Source organism: Paenibacillus sp. KS-LC4, assembly GCF_036894955.1.
GTDB lineage: Bacteria > Bacillota > Bacilli > Paenibacillales > Paenibacillaceae > Pristimantibacillus.
In genome coordinates this window covers 5,990,453-6,007,403 of the sequence record NZ_CP145905.1, presented here as the reverse complement: position 1 = coordinate 6,007,403, position 16,951 = coordinate 5,990,453, and the positions used below count along the sequence as shown (strand labels likewise).

Genomic DNA, 16,951 nt, shown 5'->3' with positions numbered 1-16,951 from the left:
TAAGCTTAGCTTAGCTAGGCTTGACCTAGCCGGATGGGCTACATCTGCGTAGCTGCATAGCGCCCGCGCAGCGATTGCGCCATGGCCTCGATCTGCTGAGGCGACGGCATCTGGAGCCGAGCCGCCGCCTCGGCAAGGCCATCCGCCGTCTGCCCGCTGCGGATGATCTGCTTGACGGCGTCCGCGAAGTGCTCTGCACCGCCGCCCTGCCCCAAGCCGACCAGCTCCTCAAGGCTGGCCGTGCTGCCGCTCTCTACGAGCGGATGCGCGCCGGGCTCGGCGTCGCCCGCTGCCCGTTCATAGAAGGAGCGGACCAGCGCCGCCCGCTCCTGGCCTGCGCCTTCGGCGATGACAAACGCCTGCACGATATAGGCGTGTGCCTGGCGGCGCTGCGCAATGCCGCAAAATTTGAAGCCGTCGATGCTAAGGTCGAAATCGCCGGGACAATACGCCCCGGCGATTTCGCCTTTATCGACTGGCACGCCAGCCCCAGCGAGCGCGGAACGAATAAGGCTGTACATCAGCTCAAAGTCCTGATGAAAATGAAAATCTAGCGTATTCGCCTTGGGCAATATGAGCGAAATGTTGACGACGCCCGGATCAAGCGGCACCGCCGCACCGCCGGAGTTGCGTACCGCTGCCTTATAGCCGAGCGATTCAAGCCAGCGGGAGGCGTCGCCCGCCAGCGGCAGCCGGCTGTCGCGCAGGCCCAGTATGAAGGCGCGCTCGTGGCGCCAAATATGGCATATCGCTGGTCCACCCTGTCCAGTGCTGCGGCACAGCAGCTCATCTAGGGCGAATGGGTAAAGCGGATCTGTCTGCGAATAATCGTTCATCCGGTCAAGCAGCAGCAGATTTTGCAGTTCGGGAACCGGGCTTGCTGGCTGGATCGTCATCGTGTGCTGCTCCTCTCTAAGCTATCTGTTTATCCATCATACTAAGCGTCGGGGATAGAAGTCCAGCCTGTCTCTATAGAGGAGCGGAAGCGAAAAGGCAAGCTGTTGAATATACTATTTTAGCTCGCTGCGAGGTATGGAAGGAGTGATAGGATGGACATGGACTTGCTGCGAACGGTATTCCCTGCCAAGCATAAGGACGGGCATACGCGAATTGGCGAATACACCGTCGGTGAACCGCATGCTTTTTCCTGGGGGGAGGGAACGAAGCTGACAATCGGCAAATTTTGCTGTATTGCGGGTGGCGTTTCAGTCATGCTAGGAGGCAACCACCGAACGGATTGGGTTTCGACCTATCCTTTTACTTCGTTTCTAACGAAGCATTTGCACATTACCGGCCAGCCGCAAACAAATGGTGATGTCGTCATCGGTAACGACGTTTGGATCTGTACACATGCGACCATTATGTCTGGCATTACGATTGGGGATGGAGCGGTCATCGGCATGAATGCGACGGTAACGAGGGATGTTCCGCCTTATGCAATCGTTGGAGGCAATCCGGCAGAGCTCATTCGGTATCGCTTTAGCGACCAGGTTATTGCCAAGCTGCTTCGCATTAAATGGTGGGATTGGCCGCCGATGCGTATTCAGAAGGTGGTGCCGCTCATCGCGTCGCATGATATGAAAGCCTTTCTGGATTACTGCGAATCGCATGGCTATTGAGGAAAGAGATATGTGGGAGAAAAATGCAAAAAAGACAGGGCGGCAAGCGCGAGCAGTTGCCCTGTCTTTTTTGTAGATCGTACATATGCTGAGGCTTCCCCTTGCCTCCCCTTGCGCTTGAGAGTCACCGCCAGCTATCCGGTCGGCGGCGCGTCCTGTATGACAGGCAATCGAATTTCCACCTGCGTGCCAATGCCCTTCTTGCTTTGGAAGGACATCGTGCCGCGATGATTGGCAATAATTTGATAACAAACCATCAGGCCAAGTCCGTTGCCTTCCTGCTTCGTTGTGAAAAAAGGCTCGCCGAGCCGTGACAGATTGTCCTCGGTAATGCCGAAGCCATGGTCGGTAATACGAATAATAATGCCGGTAGTTGGCGTATAGGACAGGTCAATGTCAAGCTCGCCGCCTTCCGGCATCGCTTCGATCCCATTTTTAATAATATTGACGAATACCTGCTTCAGCTGATTAACCTCGCATTTCAATTCGGGTATTTCATTATCAAAACGGGTTGTAAACTGGACATTGCTAATATTCGCCTCGGAATCGAGCAATAAAATGATGCCGCGCATAATCTCATGAATGTTGGCACGCTGGAAACGGCTCGCCTGCGGCTTCGCGAACACAAGAAACTCGCTGACGATAAAATTAATCCGGTCCAGCTCAGACAGCATAACATCAATGTAGGCGGGCGCTAGCTGACCGTTTTTCTTCAACAGCTGAACAAACCCGCGCAGCGTCGTTAGCGGATTGCGGACCTCGTGGGCGACGCCAGCCGCCAGCTGCCCGACGACGGACAGCTTCTCCGAGCGTCGCAGCACCTCCTCCGTCTGCTTGCGCGCGGTAATGTTACGCGAAATCGTCGCAATCGCAATAATCTGCTCCTGCTCATCGCGGATCGAAGAGACGGTAATGCTCACATCGAGCAGCCTGCCGCTTTTGTCATAACGCATCGTATCGTAATCGGCGACGGAGCCGCCTTGCTGGATGAACTCGAGCATAAAGGTACCCTCCATCTCAAGCTCAGACGGTATGTTGTCCAGCGGTTGGCCAAGCAGCTCCTCCTCCGTCCAGCCGTACATTTTCTCAAACGCTTTATTCATCTGAATGACAGAGCCGTGCAGGTTGGAGACATGAATCGCATCAGAGGTATGATTGACGAATGATTCCAAATACTGCTTTGTCTGCCGCAGCTCTTCCGCCGATTCGGTCAATCGGTTCATATACGTATGCAGATTTTGCGCCATCGCATTTACGCGATTAGCCAATACGCCGAATTCATCGTTGCTCTTTAAGGAAATGCGGGCGCCGAAGTTACCATTGGAAATTTCATTAACCTTGCAGACGATTTGATTAAGCGAGCGCACCATAAAGCCGGAAATGAAGTAGCTGCACAGCACCGTCGCCAAAATCAGACCCAGAGATATCGCGCCCTGCGTCAGAACCTGGCGCAGCAGTGTTTGCTGTAGGGCCGAGTTATTGAAGGTAATGCCAATAACGTATGGCTTTGGCCCTTGAACAGGAATAAAGCTCTTGATGACCTGCTTGCCATTCAGCTTGCTTTCGATGGTAACGACTTCGTTTTTCTCAATCGCTTTATGTGTATTGATAGGGTCATTGACCGAATCCTTGTAGTAATATTGGCCGAAAATAATGGTGCGTACATCGAGATTGTATACGACGGCACCATTTTTTATGCTGACAACAGGCGTCTCGCCGAAGTAGGCAGGGTCGAAGCCGGTCACTTCGAGAATATTATTTTTATCACGTAAAATTTGCGCGACGATGGCATCCGCACCATATTTCTTTTTGCTGTCCAAAAAGGTTTGCGCATGAATATAAGGGTTTATCATATAGTTGGTCGTGCCGTCATAATAGTTGCCCCATTTAAACACTTTATCGGGGTCGGAGGTGCCGAAGTTGATCGGTCCTGCCCAAAAATTTTCAAGCTTCTGTCCTTCGGGAATCGTAACCTTATGCTGCTCGAATAGCTGGGTAAAGGCGGTATACCAATAGTTCCACGTTTTCGGACTCATATTGAGCTCGTCGGGGTTCGTCGAGCGAACTGATAAAATATCGTCTTTCGTCTGGATCCACAGCGTAATGTGATCAACACCCAGCTCCTTGCTCAGCTGTACAAGCTCGTCGTTGCGAACATTTTTAATATCGGGATCGAGCTTGCTCTGTATGGCAATTGCAACGGCGCGCAGACGCTCCCCCAACTCGTCCTCTGTCAACTGGCTGTTCTGCTCGGCGGAGGCGATGGAGACGGCTATCTGATTGCCAATAAAACGCATTTGCTGCTCGGCGTTCCGTTGTAGCTCATCCTTGGAAGACATATAGTAGATCGTAATATTGAGCAGCAAAATCACGGTAACGGTAACCGATATGAGGTAAACGAGCTTCGCTCTGATTGACAAATCCTATTCCTCCTGGCGATGGTTGCGGATGCTTCTGTATTATTTGACATCTTAATGACAAATTCCTTGTTTGTGAGAGGAGATAGAGACTATTTTACTGCTTAATATCCATTTGGAAAATAGTTATAAATACTCTATATTGATGTAAAAGCATTATAAGAGGGAGGAACTGCACGATGTTTAAGCTGCAAAAAAACAATGTCATGCTTTTTATGCTTATAAGCGCTATTATCGTCTCTGTAGATGCATTCATTATGCAATCGAGCCTTTTTGAACAGGATGCGGCGGTGCTGGGCCCAGCTATCGCAGCAGATTTTGTAATGGTCATTCCGCTGCTGCTTTATGTTTTTGTTTATAGAAAAATAAAAAAGCCGCTGCTCGGCGTTCTACCCTTCGCAATTTTAGGCTATTTTGCGCTTCTGCTGCTAATGCCGGAAACGGACAATGCGGCGCTTGCTTTCGTCAAGTATACGCTGCTCCCGCTGGAGCTGCTCTTCGTCTGCTATGAGCTGTATAAGCTGTACCGTGTTGTTAGAGCGTTCAAAAGCAGTCGTCAGCCGGATGCCCATCCTTTGGATACGATGCGAATCAGTCTGCAAAGCGCTATTCGCTCTCCACGTATAGCAGCCTGGCTAATGCAGGATATATCTGTCGTTTATTATGCTTTTCTGGCATGGCGAAAAAAGCCTTATATCCGTGTGGATACAGCCGCCTATAGCTGTCATGAAAATTCCAATGCGTTAATTATGCTGCTGTTTATAACTAAAATTCTTATTTTAGAAGGCGCGCTGCTGCACTTCCTGCTGGCGCAGTGGTCGCTCGGCGCTGCTTGGTTGCTGTCGGTCAGCAATCTGCTTTTCATTATATTTCTGCTGGCGAACTACCGGGCCATGCAGTTGAACCCGATTTTGGTGAATGATCAGAGCATCCGTATCCAGTTCGGTATTCAATTGCGAATGGAGGTGGACATAAGCAACGTGAAGTCTGTCACGCTGCTTCCGCCTGAAGAGCTCAAAGAACGTGGTACGCAGGTAGGGACATCGACATCGGCTATTCAGCCGCAGGGAGTGGAGCCAAACGTAAGCATTCGGTTAAAAGAAGAAGGTATTGGATACGGTCTGTTCGCCAGCCAGCGCAGCGTTAGAGAGGTTTATATCTTTATCGACCGGCCGCAGGCGTTTCTAACGGATTGCCACGCTCGGATGAGCAGGGCAGAGCTTAAGGCATAAAAAATCCGGTTTCGCTATAGAAGGGCGATCCCTTCAAGCGAAGCCGGAGGCTCTGGCCTATGCGATTATTGCTCTTTCTTGCGCGACAGCATAGCGAAGGCTCCTACAATAATAAGAGCAATGGCGAGCAGCGGCTGCACGGTGGCAAGCTGTCCGGAGGCGGCGCTCAGCGAGAAGACGCCAAAGAACAGCAGCGACAGGACGGCTAAAATATTAATCGGGATAAGCAGCCACTTGTTGCGGCTGCCGAACCAATAAAATTCAAACAAGCCGATCGCTACCGCCAAAATAAAGCCCGGCCACAAAATATGCCACGCCGAGAATAACGTGGAGAGCTGGCAGACGAGTCCGACGGTGAACAAAATGCCTCCCGGGATGAGCAGCCCGACCCCTTTGCCGCCTGTCACGCCAAAATACAGCCAGTGGAAAAACAGTCCTAGCGGAATGATGAACATGCTGGCCCAAAAATTCGCGAACACAGCGCCCGCTCCAAATGACTGGCCTTGGTTGAAATAAAGAAATACACCAATCAGCATAAGGGCGGGGCCGATAATCGAGCGCTTTAACATTTCTCTTATCTCTCCTCTTTAATTTATTTATCCGTTGTTTTTCTTAGCTACAATAGCATAGCACAGCCCCACGCAGTATGTCGTCATGCTAGAGGTAAAGCGGCGAACTAGACTAAAGTCTAGGAAGCAAGCGAAAAAGCGGCGTCATGGTCCAGCCCATATTCGCATATTTATCATAATATGCTACGATGAGCATAGGCATGTGGCTTCTAGCGGAGCTTCTGGCGAAGTCCCGGAACGAAGCCGGGTTAATTTGATGGAAAGAAGGAACGGAAATGATCATTATTAAGACCGAGGCGGAAATCAACCGCATGCATGAGGCGGGTAAAATATTGGCTGAATGCCACAGGCAAATTGCCAAGCTCATTCAGCCCGGCATCACGACGCATGAAATTGACCAGTTTGCAGAAAAATTCATGAAGCAAAATGGCGCTACGCCGGAGCAGAAAGGCTATAACGGCTACCCATACGCGACCTGTGCCTCTACGAATGATATTATATGCCACGGCTTTCCGAAGAAGGAGAAGCTCAAGGAAGGCGATATCGTGACCATCGACATGGTCGTCAACCTGAACGGCTGGCTTGCCGATTCGGCATGGTCCTATGCGGTTGGAGAGGTAACCGATGAAGCAAAGCATTTGCTGGCGGTAACGGAAAAATCGCTGTATCTTGGCATCGAGCAAGCGCTGATCGGTAAGCGGATTGGCGATGTATCTCACGCGATTCAGTCGTATGCCGAGGCGGAGGGCTTCTCGGTCGTGCGCGATTTTATCGGCCATGGTATTGGGAAGGACATGCACGAGGACCCGCAGGTGCCTCACTACGGCCCGCCGGATAAAGGACCTAGAATTAAAGAGGGCATGGTGTTCACCATTGAGCCGATGCTAAATGCGGGCACGTATTTCAGCAAGCTGGATTCCGATGGATGGACTGCACGGACACGGGACGGAAGGCTGTCGGCCCAGTACGAGCATACGATTGCGATAACGAAGGATGGCCCGCTTATTTTGACTCAGCAATAGGATATTACACGTATATAACGCGAAGAGGGAGAAATCCCTCTTTTTTGTGCATGACAAAACTGGTTAATTCATCTAAAATAAATGGAATAATGGGAATGATCATCCAACAGCTCGGCTTACATAACGTGATCATTACATGATTGTAGTTATTTAAGGGGAGGGTATTCATTTGTTGAGATCATCAGTTGTGTGGAGAAGTGCTTTATCTATTGCGGTTACTGTGGGCCTAGTGTCCATGCCCTTTGTGGCAACAGCCGCAACCGGGAACAGCGGCCTGGTGAAGCTGCGTATTATGGAAACGACCGATCTGCATGTGAATATGGTGAACTATGATTATTTTGCGGACAAGCCGACCGATGAGTATGGCTTTGCCAAAACAGCGACGCTCATTAAGCAGGCGCGCGAAGCGGCGACGAACAGCTTGCTTTTTGACAATGGCGATTTAATTCAAGGCAATCCGCTTGGCGACTATACGGCGGTTATTGATCCTTTGAAGCAGGGGGAGACGCATCCGGTGTACAAAGCGATGAATCTGCTGGATTACGACGCCGGGAATTTGGGCAACCACGAGTTCAACTATGGTCTGGATTTTCTGAATAAATCGCTGGCAGGGGCGGATTTTCCTTACGTTAATGCGAACATCTATATGGATGACAAAGATAAAGACGAGTCGAATGATAAAAATATGTTCACGCCTTATTTGATTTTGGATAAGGAAGTAAAGGACGAGAGCGGCGCCGTACATAAGCTTAAAGTAGGCGTAATCGGCTTCGTGCCGCCTCAGGTTATGCAGTGGGATAAGGCGAATTTGGAAGGCAAGGTCATTGCCAAGGACATAATCAAGACAGCGGAGAAGTTCGTTCCTGAGATGAAGGCCAAGGGCGCCGACATTATTGTGGCGATTCCGCATTCGGGCTTCGAGGATATTCCGCAGGCTGACAATATGGAAAACTCCGTGCTGTATCTCAGCAAGGTCAAGGATATTAATGCGATTTTGTTCGGCCACGCCCACAAGGTGTTCCCAGACAAGTCGTTCGAGGGCAAGCCGGGCGTTGATTTGGAAAAAGGGACAATTAACGGCGTGCCTTCGGTTGAGCCGGGCTTCTGGGGCAATAATCTCGGCATTATTGACCTTGATCTCAAGCTCGTAGATGGCAAGTGGTCGGTTGTGGACTCCAAGGTTGAGGTTAAGCCGATTTTTGATGCGGTAAACAAGCAGCCGCTTGTAGAGGCAGATCAAGGGGTACTGGACGCCGTACAAGAAGATCATCAGCACACGCTGGACTATATTCGCGGGCCAGTAGGCAAGACAACAGCGCCGATCAACAGTTGGTTCGCGCTCGTACAGGATGATCCTTCGATCCAAATTGTAACGAACGCGCAAAAATGGTATGTAGAAAAACAAATGCAAGGCACGGAATACGAGGGCATCCCGGTATTGTCCGCAGGTGCGCCGTTCAAGGCAGGCGGACGGCAAGGCCCGAACTATTACACGGATATCGCGGCTGGCGATATTGCGATCAAAAATGTAGCTGATCTGTACCTGTATTCCAATACCGTTAACGCTGTATTAGTAACAGGTGCCGAGCTGAAGGAATGGCTGGAATGGTCGGCTGGACAATTCAACCAGATTGATATCAAGTCGACTGCAAAGCAGGAGCTGGTCAACCTTGACTTCCCGACCTACAACTTTGACGTTATTGACGGCGTAACGTACCAGATTGATGTGACACAGCCAGCCAAATATGATGCAAAGGGAACGACAGTCAGCGAAAAATCGAGCCGCATCGTCAATCTGCAATATGAGGGCAAAGCGATTGATCCGAAGCAAAAATTTGTCGTAGCGTCGAATAACTACCGCGCGTCGTCGAGCAAGTTTGCGAATCCGGATGGCAAGCGGATCGTTCTGGCTTCGCCAGATGAGAACCGTCAGGTTGTCATTGACTATATTCGCTCGAACAAGACGATTGACCCTGCCGCTGACGGCAACTGGTCGCTCGCAGCTGTGAAGGCAGATGTCAACGTTTCGTTCAAGACGTCGCCTGCTGCGAAGACGCTCGCAGAGTCGCTTGATGCGCTGTCGTATGTAGGTCAGAGCGATGACGGCTATGCGGAGTTCAAAATTAATTTGTCCGCAGGTGCAACCGCGCCAACGACTCCGACGACACCAGCAACGCCGGAGAAGCCGGATGGCCCAGCCCCGACGAAGCCGACAACACCAGCTACACCGTCCAAGCCAGCTACGCCTGTTCCAGCAGCGCCTACTAAGCCGGCGGCGGGTACGACGCAGGACACGGTGTATATAGTGAAAAGCGGCGATACGCTGTATCGCATCGCATTAAATCACGGCACTACATGGCAGAAGCTTGCGGCCTATAATAAGCTGGAGAACCCGAATCGTCTGTCCATTGGCCAGAGGATTTTGATTCCAGCAGTGAAATAGGGCAGGCGGAGCCTTGCAGACTTGGAACGGTGAAATAGGCCGCGCTGAGCCTTGCAGGCTTGGAAGCTTGAAAGCTTGAAAGCTTGAAAGCTTGGAAGCTTGGAAGCTAGCCATTGGAGGAAGGCAACACCCGCTCGACATTCGTCCTTGCAGCCATTTAAGTTTCCGCGGTTGTTTGGATGAATGCTCGAAGGGTGTTTTTTAATGATAGCGGAATCTTAGGATGGTTTTGCTTCCAGCCTCTTGGACAATACCGGGGGCGGGAAAAACAAGCGCTGATTGGCCTGGAGGACACAGATGACGTTATTTTGACCAAACTAGGGTTTTTGAGTGGGAATGCGGACTCAGGGGGCGCTAATGGTTGTTAAGCTCCTATTTTTAAAGCAGAAGCAAGGGCATAGCGGTTTTCCTGTCCGCTTATTTGCTGAAATCGCCCAAATTGCCATCATAACGGAACGTCTGTCCGCCAGTAGATGTCAAGGAGAGAGGGCTATCCTATCGTCAAGGAGAGAGGGTTATCCTATCGTCAAGGAGAGTGAGGGCTATCCTATGAGTGAAAAAATGTATGAGGCGCTTCTATATGTCATGCTGGCAGTGACTGTAGCCACGGCTATTTGTTTATTGTTTTTTATTTTAGCGTTGGCGGGCAATTTGATGAAAAAATCAAGAAGGCTGCCGAAGATGAGCTTATTGCTTACGGCAATTGGAGCTTTACTAATCGGGATATACGGCTATAACCATTTTTATAATCTTGATTTTCTTCCTAAAGGTGAATTGAATCTACGTGCGATTGTCTCTCCAGATGGTCATTATGAAATTCGAACGTATCATTATAATCGGCTATTTTATAGAACAGCGCGGGCAGAGGTTGTAGATACCCGGAGTGAGAAGGGGAGGACGATTTACTTTAATGATTATGACCGTAGTCCGGCCGTTAGCTGGTTAGACCATCATATTGTGAAAATTGGGCGAGAAACATTGGATATTTCGAAAAATGAGGTTTATGATTTCCGCAATCAAACGCAAAAGCATAAAGCACTTCCTCCGCAAGGAAGGATATAACGTCAGGATGCAAGGACGCTAACTTTTGTAATTGAATGCAGACGAATAGCATTTTTTAAGAATTCATGTCTGAACAAGGCTGATAATCTAATAAGTTAGATGTACTTTAAAGGAGATCATTAAAAGAGTTTATGAATACTCTAACTTAGTAGAAAATTTAGTATTAGCATGTTTGAACTTTTTTAATTTGAGAGTATTACCCCCATTGAAACCTTCGTAGTTTATTACTTAAACAAAGGTTTCAACGGTAGGATGAAAATAAAGATTTTAAATTGGCTTCTTAATAGATAAACTAAGTTAATTAATTTTAAGAAACTACTCCCCAAACTATACCCTCTAATTCTCCAGTTGAAAGTTTTCTAGGTGAAGCACCAAAAGCAGGTCCCTCATAGATTTTTTCTGTACTCCATGGAATGCTGCTATAAACTGTGAGTTTTCCTGATGTATAGCGATAGGCGGGCATAAAGTTTATATATCCAGTTTGTCCTGGCTTTAAATCTAATCTATAGCTTGAACTTACAGATGCTGATGATATCCACGAAAAGCTAACAGCTCCCTTAATAATGCTTTTATATGTGGAGTCCATTCCTGCTGTAAACTGTTCCGTTTTGGTTAATGAATAGTTCGCCATTACACTACAACCTGCGCCATTCGCGGGGCAAGAAAAATTGTTGGTAACTTTATTAGTCTCATTATACCAATTGTCTGAATAAGAGGTCTGAACATAGTTGGATATAAGAGCAAAGGTTGATATGTAGGGTTCTTTTAAAGTCTTATCCTTTAAAAGAGGTGATTCATTTGCGACTCTTTGCGTTTCTAACTCATTACTATTTAGTTTGCCCTCTTCACGAATTTGTTTGAAGGTTTCGAAGCTTATTTCTTTGTAACCGTCCTCAGTGATAGCGTAGATATTAGTAATTGTTTCTCCAGTTTCAACATCATAATAAGTTTGCTCCGCCTGAGGAATAATCTTTTGTTCATTAGCATTTGCATAAGCGTTAATAGAGAGCACGAATAATGAAACGAGAATTAGAAGAGAGAATGAATGAAACAACTTAGTCATAGTTTACCTCCTAGAATTTTGATTTCTAATACCATAATATATGGATAAAAATAATTTGTAAATACACTTAAAAATTTCAATAAACCAATTTAAGTTTAAAATAAATAATGAAATGGGAATTTAGTACCTTGAATTAGTGAATATCATTAAGATTGATTATGAAACTATGTAGAGCAAAATTTGGAAGTTCCTCTGTATCCATTAGCAACACAAGTTGTTATACTGTTCAAAGAGAGAACTATGATTAAACTCCGGGTTGTATATATTGAGAGTTTTCTAGCGGAATAATCAGAACTATTGACCTATAGCTTAGTTCGTGAAAAATTTAACTTTTTTCCTAAAATAGCGTGCTTTGTATTATGTAAGGACATTCTTAGAAATGAAGGTATCTAGTTTGCTGATCTAGGCTATTGAGATAGCTGAATACGGATCGGTCCAAATACATCTTCATGGAATGAGGATTAATTAAGTGTTTGTGGTGGGCCAACGCTTTACTGGGGTCTCAACGGTAGTTGCTACACATACAGAGGCTGAAAGGTGGCCGCATGCATGTTTGTAGACTGTATTCAAGAAAGAAGTTGTACGATCTTTTATTTTGAAAGAGTTATAGAACAGGGTAATATGCTCATCGAATGTGGTAATACAAAGTTTGCTTTTAAAAAGACTAAAACCATCATGGTCAACTTCCCTATGTTCGAAATCGTCACACTTGCGTTAACTAAGGAGCGCTGATGGATTGTCCAATGGCGAAGCTACTAACCTTCTCTAACGGTTAATAATTTTTCTCTTTAAAAGAACTGAAAAGTGGCTTTTTTTATACATGAATAAGTAATGGAGCATTTTTAAATGTCGTACGTTATGCTATAAACGCTTGGTTCTATAGTGGATGGAACATATCTTCTGTTCATGGAGTATATTGACAAATAAGTAGCTGAACATATAAGATTAATACTTATTTACTCTTGTTTCGTGAATTTCTGGCTAGAGTATGTGCCTAGATAAGCTATAGTCAGCTTGTATATAAACAAAGGAGGTATAGTGATGTCGCGTAGATTGGCTGGTGTGACTTTCGTATTTTTATCTGGAATTCTGCATATTGCGAAGTATATGGTGGCGGCTATATTCGGTTCTTCCATGCAAAGCTGGAGTGATATCTCCTTTAATATTGTTTTAGAGGCGGTAGGAGATCACTTGGATATATTAGCAGTAATTTCTCTTATAGCGGGCGTGATTTATTTAATTGCGGCAGAGTATGTTAGTTATTCAGACAATAAGGATAAACGAGATTTAGGTAAATAATAAAAAGGGGCTGTCCCAAAAGGGTACCGACGGATAAGCCAATCCCAAACGTTGAACGGAAAAGCCTTCAAAACCACCGCTAAAGTGGGTTTGAAGGCTTCTCTATTGCTTGAAATCCTATCTAAAGTGGGGGCTAAAAAATCATAAAATGACTTTTGGGACAGCCCCTTTTTTGTCTAGTATGTTTGAAATATATTAGTAGTTCTGATTACTCTCTTCTACTCGAATGGTGTGGCTTTGAACGATGAACCAGACTAGCTCGTCGTCGCGAATGAAAAATGCTTATTCGTGTTGTTATCGTCCGTCCACTGGATGGCATCGGCACCGTTGTCGGAGGAGCCACCCGTAATATAAAGCACTTTGCGGCTTTTGACGTTCATGATTTTGAAATAGCCGCTTCCGGCGCTGAGAATGCGGAATTGCTGATTAAGCCCGCCGTTGCTCGTATATTGAATGACATTGGCGCCGTCTGCGAGCGAGCTGCTGGTGATGTCCATGACTTTGCCGCTGTTGCGGTTTTTGATCGTATAGTAACGTCCGCCTACGTCGGTGAACTGCCAATGCTGGCTCGTCCAGCCGCCATCAGTGTATTGCTCGATTTGCACGCCGTCGGTCGTACCCCCGCTGGTGACGCCAAGTAGCTTGCTGCTGGCGCGATTGGTGATTTTATACCAGGATGTCGTATTGACAGGTGGAGCTACAGTGCCAGTAATGGTACCCGTCGCTGAGTCAATCGTAAGCTGGTCAGCCCAGTCCAGCGTCATGGTGGTGGATGAAGGGAAGGTTATCGGCAGCCATACATATTCCGAGGTGTTGACCGCGCCGCCCCAAGCGCCTGCCCAGCGGTCGCCCATGTACAGAAAAGAGGTAGTGGACGAGCCTTCAACAGGCAGCACATACGTAGATTGCGAGTTGTAGGTGTTGCCATTGCCGACGTTTGTCAGGCCGCTCCATGTGCCCGAAATGCTGCTGGCTGTCGCATATTTCGCCTGGTTTGGCGACCAGCCCGTCGCTCCGGAGGTGACGAGGAAATAGGTACTGCCTCGCTTGAACATGGCAGGCGCCTCACGATATTGGCCGACCCAAAGTGTGGAGACGAGGGAATCGACACCAAGGAAGTCGGAGGTTAGACGATAAATATTTAAATCGGCGTTGACGCGGGTGGCAGAGATGAGATAGGCCGTGCCATTGTCGTTGTAGACGGTCATATCACGGGAATCGTAGCCTAGCGGGCGGAAGCTGCCCTGATACGTATAAGGGCCTTCGATGTTGGTGGCATATGCAACAGCGACCTGCGCGTCGCCATAGTCCACGCCATTCTCTTTGTGCATCCACATCACATATTTATTCGTAGCCGCGTTATAAATGACTTTGGGGCGCTCAATGTTGGCGGTTGCCAGCTCGGGCGATGAGGTTTTGCTGAGAACATGGGCGCGAAGCTCCCAGTTTTTCAAATCTGCTGAGCGATAGACGGAAACGTAATTGGCGCCGTCGCGATTTTCGCCAAACCAGTAATAATAGCTGCCTGACTTGAGAATGCCGCCCCCGTGGGCTTGAATCGGATTGCCAGCGGTGTCCTTGAACTGAACGCCATTGTCGAACGTAACTGGAGCAGCGGACGCGGGGACGGTCATCAGACTGAGAGTCAAAGCAACAGTGAGCACATACGCGAGCAAAAGCCGGGACTTGCTTTTCATCATAAATACCTCCTTGGAATTTAATGAGGGCATCGCAAGCATTGGCGTAAGCATGGACCGCTCGGCTGATCGGAGCCCGGCCTTGGCTTTGCTCGGGTCATGTGGCTAGAGATAGAGATAGAGATAGAGATAGAGATAGAGATAGAGGAATGACAAAAAAGAAAGCGTTTGCAATTAAGATTGTACAACGATAGAGAGGGAAAAGCATCCTATTATTTTTACTTTTTTTGGTGGGGAAAAGGTGGATGGAGGGCACCGCAGCATTTGACGTGTAACCGCTATCGCGTTACGCTAAAAGCAAAATAAAGCCGCCATGCGGTACGGCGATAATCGAGGCGGACAGGGGAGCATACGGATGGGGAATAACCGCGCGAATTGGCGCAATGTCGGGATTTTTGCACATGTCGATGCTGGGAAAACGACGACGACCGAGCATATGCTTTATGTCAGCGGGCGCACACGGACACTCGGCAGTGTCGATACAGGAACGACGATAACGGATTCCATGGAGGTTGAGCGGGCAAGGGGCATTTCGGTTCGGGCGGCCATGACCGCATTGGAGTGGCAGGGTACGCATGTGCAGCTTGTCGATACGCCAGGACATGTCGATTTTCTCTCGGAGGTGGAGCGCGCGCTGCGGGTGATGGATGGCGCTGTTCTGATCGTTTCCGCAGTGGAAGGCGTACAGGCGCAGACGGAGCTGATTTGGAATGCGCTGCGCAAGCTGCGTATCCCAACGCTGATTTATATCAATAAAATGGACCGCGTCGGCGCCGATCCAGGCGCGGTGCTTGCTGATATCCGCAGCTATTTAACGGCGGATCTGCTCGCGGTGCAGCGTCCGCTTGGCAGCGAGCAGCAATTCGCTGGCGCGGAGGATTTATGGGCGGGGGGCGCGGATGCCGCTGCGCGCACAGCGCTGCTTGAGGCGATAGCAGAGCGGGACGAGCGCCTGCTGGAGCGGTATGTCACCGGCGAGGAGATGCCGCTGGAGCAGTGGCGGGCGGAAGCCGCCGCGAAGGCGCGCCGCGCTGAGGTGTATCCGGTGCTGTACGGTGCATCGAGCAAAGGCATTGGCGTGCAGGCGCTGCTGGACGCCATGGTTGAATATTTGCCTGCGCCGGGCGGTGAGACGGAGGCGCCGCCATCGGGCATTGTGTTTAAGATTGAGCGAGACAAGGTGATGGGCAGGATGGCATACATCCGGCTCTATCAAGGGAAAATTCGCAATCGCGATGTCGTTCGAAATTTTACGCAGCAAATGGATGAGAAGGTAACGCAAATTCGTAAAATGGACGGCTTCCGCTCCGAGGATGCGGGAGAGCTTGCGGCTGGCGGCATTGCAGCCGTGTGCGGCATGTCCCATGTGCGGATTGGCGATATTATCGGCAGCCCGGATGCCGTTCCCGAGGAGGCGCAGCTTGCGGTGCCGCTGTTGACCGTTCAAGCCCATTGGGGAGACGCTTTGCATTATCCGGCAATGGTCCAGGCGCTTACGGAGCTGTCCGATGAGGACCCGCTGCTGAATGTGCAGTGGCTGCAGGATGAGCGGGAGCTGCATGTGAAGGTAATGGGACCCATACAGCTGGAAATACTGACGAGTGTTATTGAGCAGCGGTATGGACTTGCAGTGCGCTTCGGCCAGCCGTCGGTTATTTATAAGGAGACGCTTGAGGAAGTAGGCGAAGGGTATATTTCCTATTTAATGCCCAAGCCTTGCTGGGCGGTATTACGGTTTCGCATGGAGCCTGGCGAGCGGGGGAGCGGGCTGCAATATGCTTCGGTGGTGCGTACCGAGGATTTGCTGCCGCAATACCAAAGCGAGGTTGCGCGGCGCGTGCCGGAGGCGCTGGAGCAAGGGCTGTACGGCTGGGAGGTTGTTGACCTGAAAGTGACACTCATTGAGGGGCAGCATCATGTGTGGCATACGCACCCGTTAGATTTTGCAGTAGCGACGCCAATGGGTATTATGAATGGACTTGCATCGGTAGGTACCCGTCTGCTAGAGCCGATACTTCAGTTCCGCATCGTCGTGCCTGAGGAGGCGGGAGGCCGAGTAATGAATGATCTATCTCTGATGCGCGGCACATTCGGTGCGCCTGTTCTGCATGGCGACAGGATGATTATTGAAGGGCGCATTCCCGCAGCGACCTCGCTGGAATACGCGGTGGAGCTCAGCTCGCTGACGAAAGGCCGCGGCACAATCGCTACCTTTTTCGCTGGCTATGAGCCTTGCCCGCTAGATGTGAAAGCCGTGCGCCAGCGGCGCGGTGTCAATCCGCTGGAGCAGTCGAAATATATTTTGAGCGTGCGGAAGGCTTTGCAAAGCTAGATGCGCTAGAGCCAATCTGGTTAAAGGTTGAGAATAAGAAGTCAGAGTAAGGATTCTGCTGGAAGGTTCCGCGGAGCCGAATAAAGACAACCTCAAAGTCTTCACTCCTTGTGTATAAAAGGAGTGGGGATTTTCTTTGTTTAGCAATAGGGCTTGCATTTCAGAGAATTGCACCTTGCACAAAGTTAGACTTAGC

The 16,951-nt window shown here is 49.1% G+C and carries 12 protein-coding genes; 7 read left to right on the top strand and 5 right to left on the bottom strand.

Annotated elements, in window-relative coordinates; translation table 11 throughout:
• Positions 1-38: 38 nt before the first annotated feature.
• Positions 39-896: a lipoate--protein ligase family protein gene (locus V5J77_RS25460; protein ID WP_338553579.1), complete on the bottom strand. Its 858-nt coding sequence runs from the start codon at positions 894-896 to the stop codon at positions 39-41.
• 153 nt (positions 897-1,049) lie between these two features.
• Here V5J77_RS25460 and V5J77_RS25455 point away from each other — a divergent pair, with 153 nt between their 5' ends.
• Complete coding sequence (locus V5J77_RS25455) at positions 1,050-1,619, top strand: CatB-related O-acetyltransferase (protein WP_338553578.1); 570 nt, start codon at positions 1,050-1,052, stop codon at positions 1,617-1,619.
• A 134-nt stretch (positions 1,620-1,753) separates the two neighbouring features.
• Here the strand turns inward: V5J77_RS25455 and V5J77_RS25450 are convergent, their stop codons facing one another.
• On the bottom strand, positions 1,754-4,039 hold the full coding sequence (locus V5J77_RS25450; protein WP_338553577.1) for an ATP-binding protein: 2,286 nt from the start codon (positions 4,037-4,039) through the stop codon (positions 1,754-1,756).
• Positions 4,040-4,215: 176 nt separating this feature from the next.
• On the opposite strand from V5J77_RS25450, the gene V5J77_RS25445 reads away from it, so the two are divergent.
• A complete protein-coding gene (locus V5J77_RS25445) occupies positions 4,216-5,268 on the top strand; it encodes a hypothetical protein (RefSeq protein ID WP_338553576.1) in 1,053 nt (350 codons plus the stop codon).
• Positions 5,269-5,333: 65 nt separating this feature from the next.
• Here V5J77_RS25445 and V5J77_RS25440 read toward each other — a convergent pair whose 3' ends face one another.
• Complete coding sequence (locus tag V5J77_RS25440; protein WP_338553575.1) at positions 5,334-5,837, bottom strand: hypothetical protein; 504 nt, start codon at positions 5,835-5,837, stop codon at positions 5,334-5,336.
• Between the two features lie 275 nt (positions 5,838-6,112).
• Between V5J77_RS25440 and map the strand changes: the two genes are divergently transcribed.
• The 3 genes from map to V5J77_RS25425 all read left to right on the top strand — a co-directional run bounded on the left by map (position 6,113) and on the right by V5J77_RS25425 (position 10,364).
• Complete coding sequence (map, locus tag V5J77_RS25435; RefSeq protein ID WP_338553574.1) at positions 6,113-6,859, top strand: type I methionyl aminopeptidase; 747 nt, start codon at positions 6,113-6,115, stop codon at positions 6,857-6,859.
• A 235-nt stretch (positions 6,860-7,094) separates the two neighbouring features.
• Entirely contained in the window at positions 7,095-9,302 is a 2,208-nt protein-coding gene (locus tag V5J77_RS25430) for a bifunctional 2',3'-cyclic-nucleotide 2'-phosphodiesterase/3'-nucleotidase (protein ID WP_338557070.1), read from the top strand.
• Between the two features lie 549 nt (positions 9,303-9,851).
• Positions 9,852-10,364: a DUF5412 family protein gene (locus tag V5J77_RS25425; protein ID WP_338553573.1), complete on the top strand. Its 513-nt coding sequence runs from the start codon at positions 9,852-9,854 to the stop codon at positions 10,362-10,364.
• Between the two features lie 307 nt (positions 10,365-10,671).
• Here the strand turns inward: V5J77_RS25425 and V5J77_RS25420 are convergent, their stop codons facing one another.
• Complete coding sequence (locus V5J77_RS25420) at positions 10,672-11,427, bottom strand: hypothetical protein (protein WP_338553572.1); 756 nt, start codon at positions 11,425-11,427, stop codon at positions 10,672-10,674.
• Between the two features lie 1,041 nt (positions 11,428-12,468).
• Here V5J77_RS25420 and V5J77_RS25415 point away from each other — a divergent pair.
• Positions 12,469-12,726, top strand: a complete 258-nt coding sequence (locus V5J77_RS25415; RefSeq protein ID WP_338553571.1) for a hypothetical protein — start codon at positions 12,469-12,471, stop codon at positions 12,724-12,726.
• A gap of 254 nt (positions 12,727-12,980) precedes the next feature.
• Here V5J77_RS25415 and V5J77_RS25410 read toward each other — a convergent pair whose 3' ends face one another.
• Positions 12,981-14,426: an RICIN domain-containing protein gene (locus V5J77_RS25410; protein WP_338553570.1), complete on the bottom strand. Its 1,446-nt coding sequence runs from the start codon at positions 14,424-14,426 to the stop codon at positions 12,981-12,983.
• Positions 14,427-14,778: 352 nt separating this feature from the next.
• On the opposite strand from V5J77_RS25410, the gene V5J77_RS25405 reads away from it, so the two are divergent.
• On the top strand, positions 14,779-16,755 hold the full coding sequence (locus V5J77_RS25405) for a translation factor GTPase family protein (RefSeq protein ID WP_338553569.1): 1,977 nt from the start codon (positions 14,779-14,781) through the stop codon (positions 16,753-16,755).
• Positions 16,756-16,951: the final 196 nt, after the last annotated feature.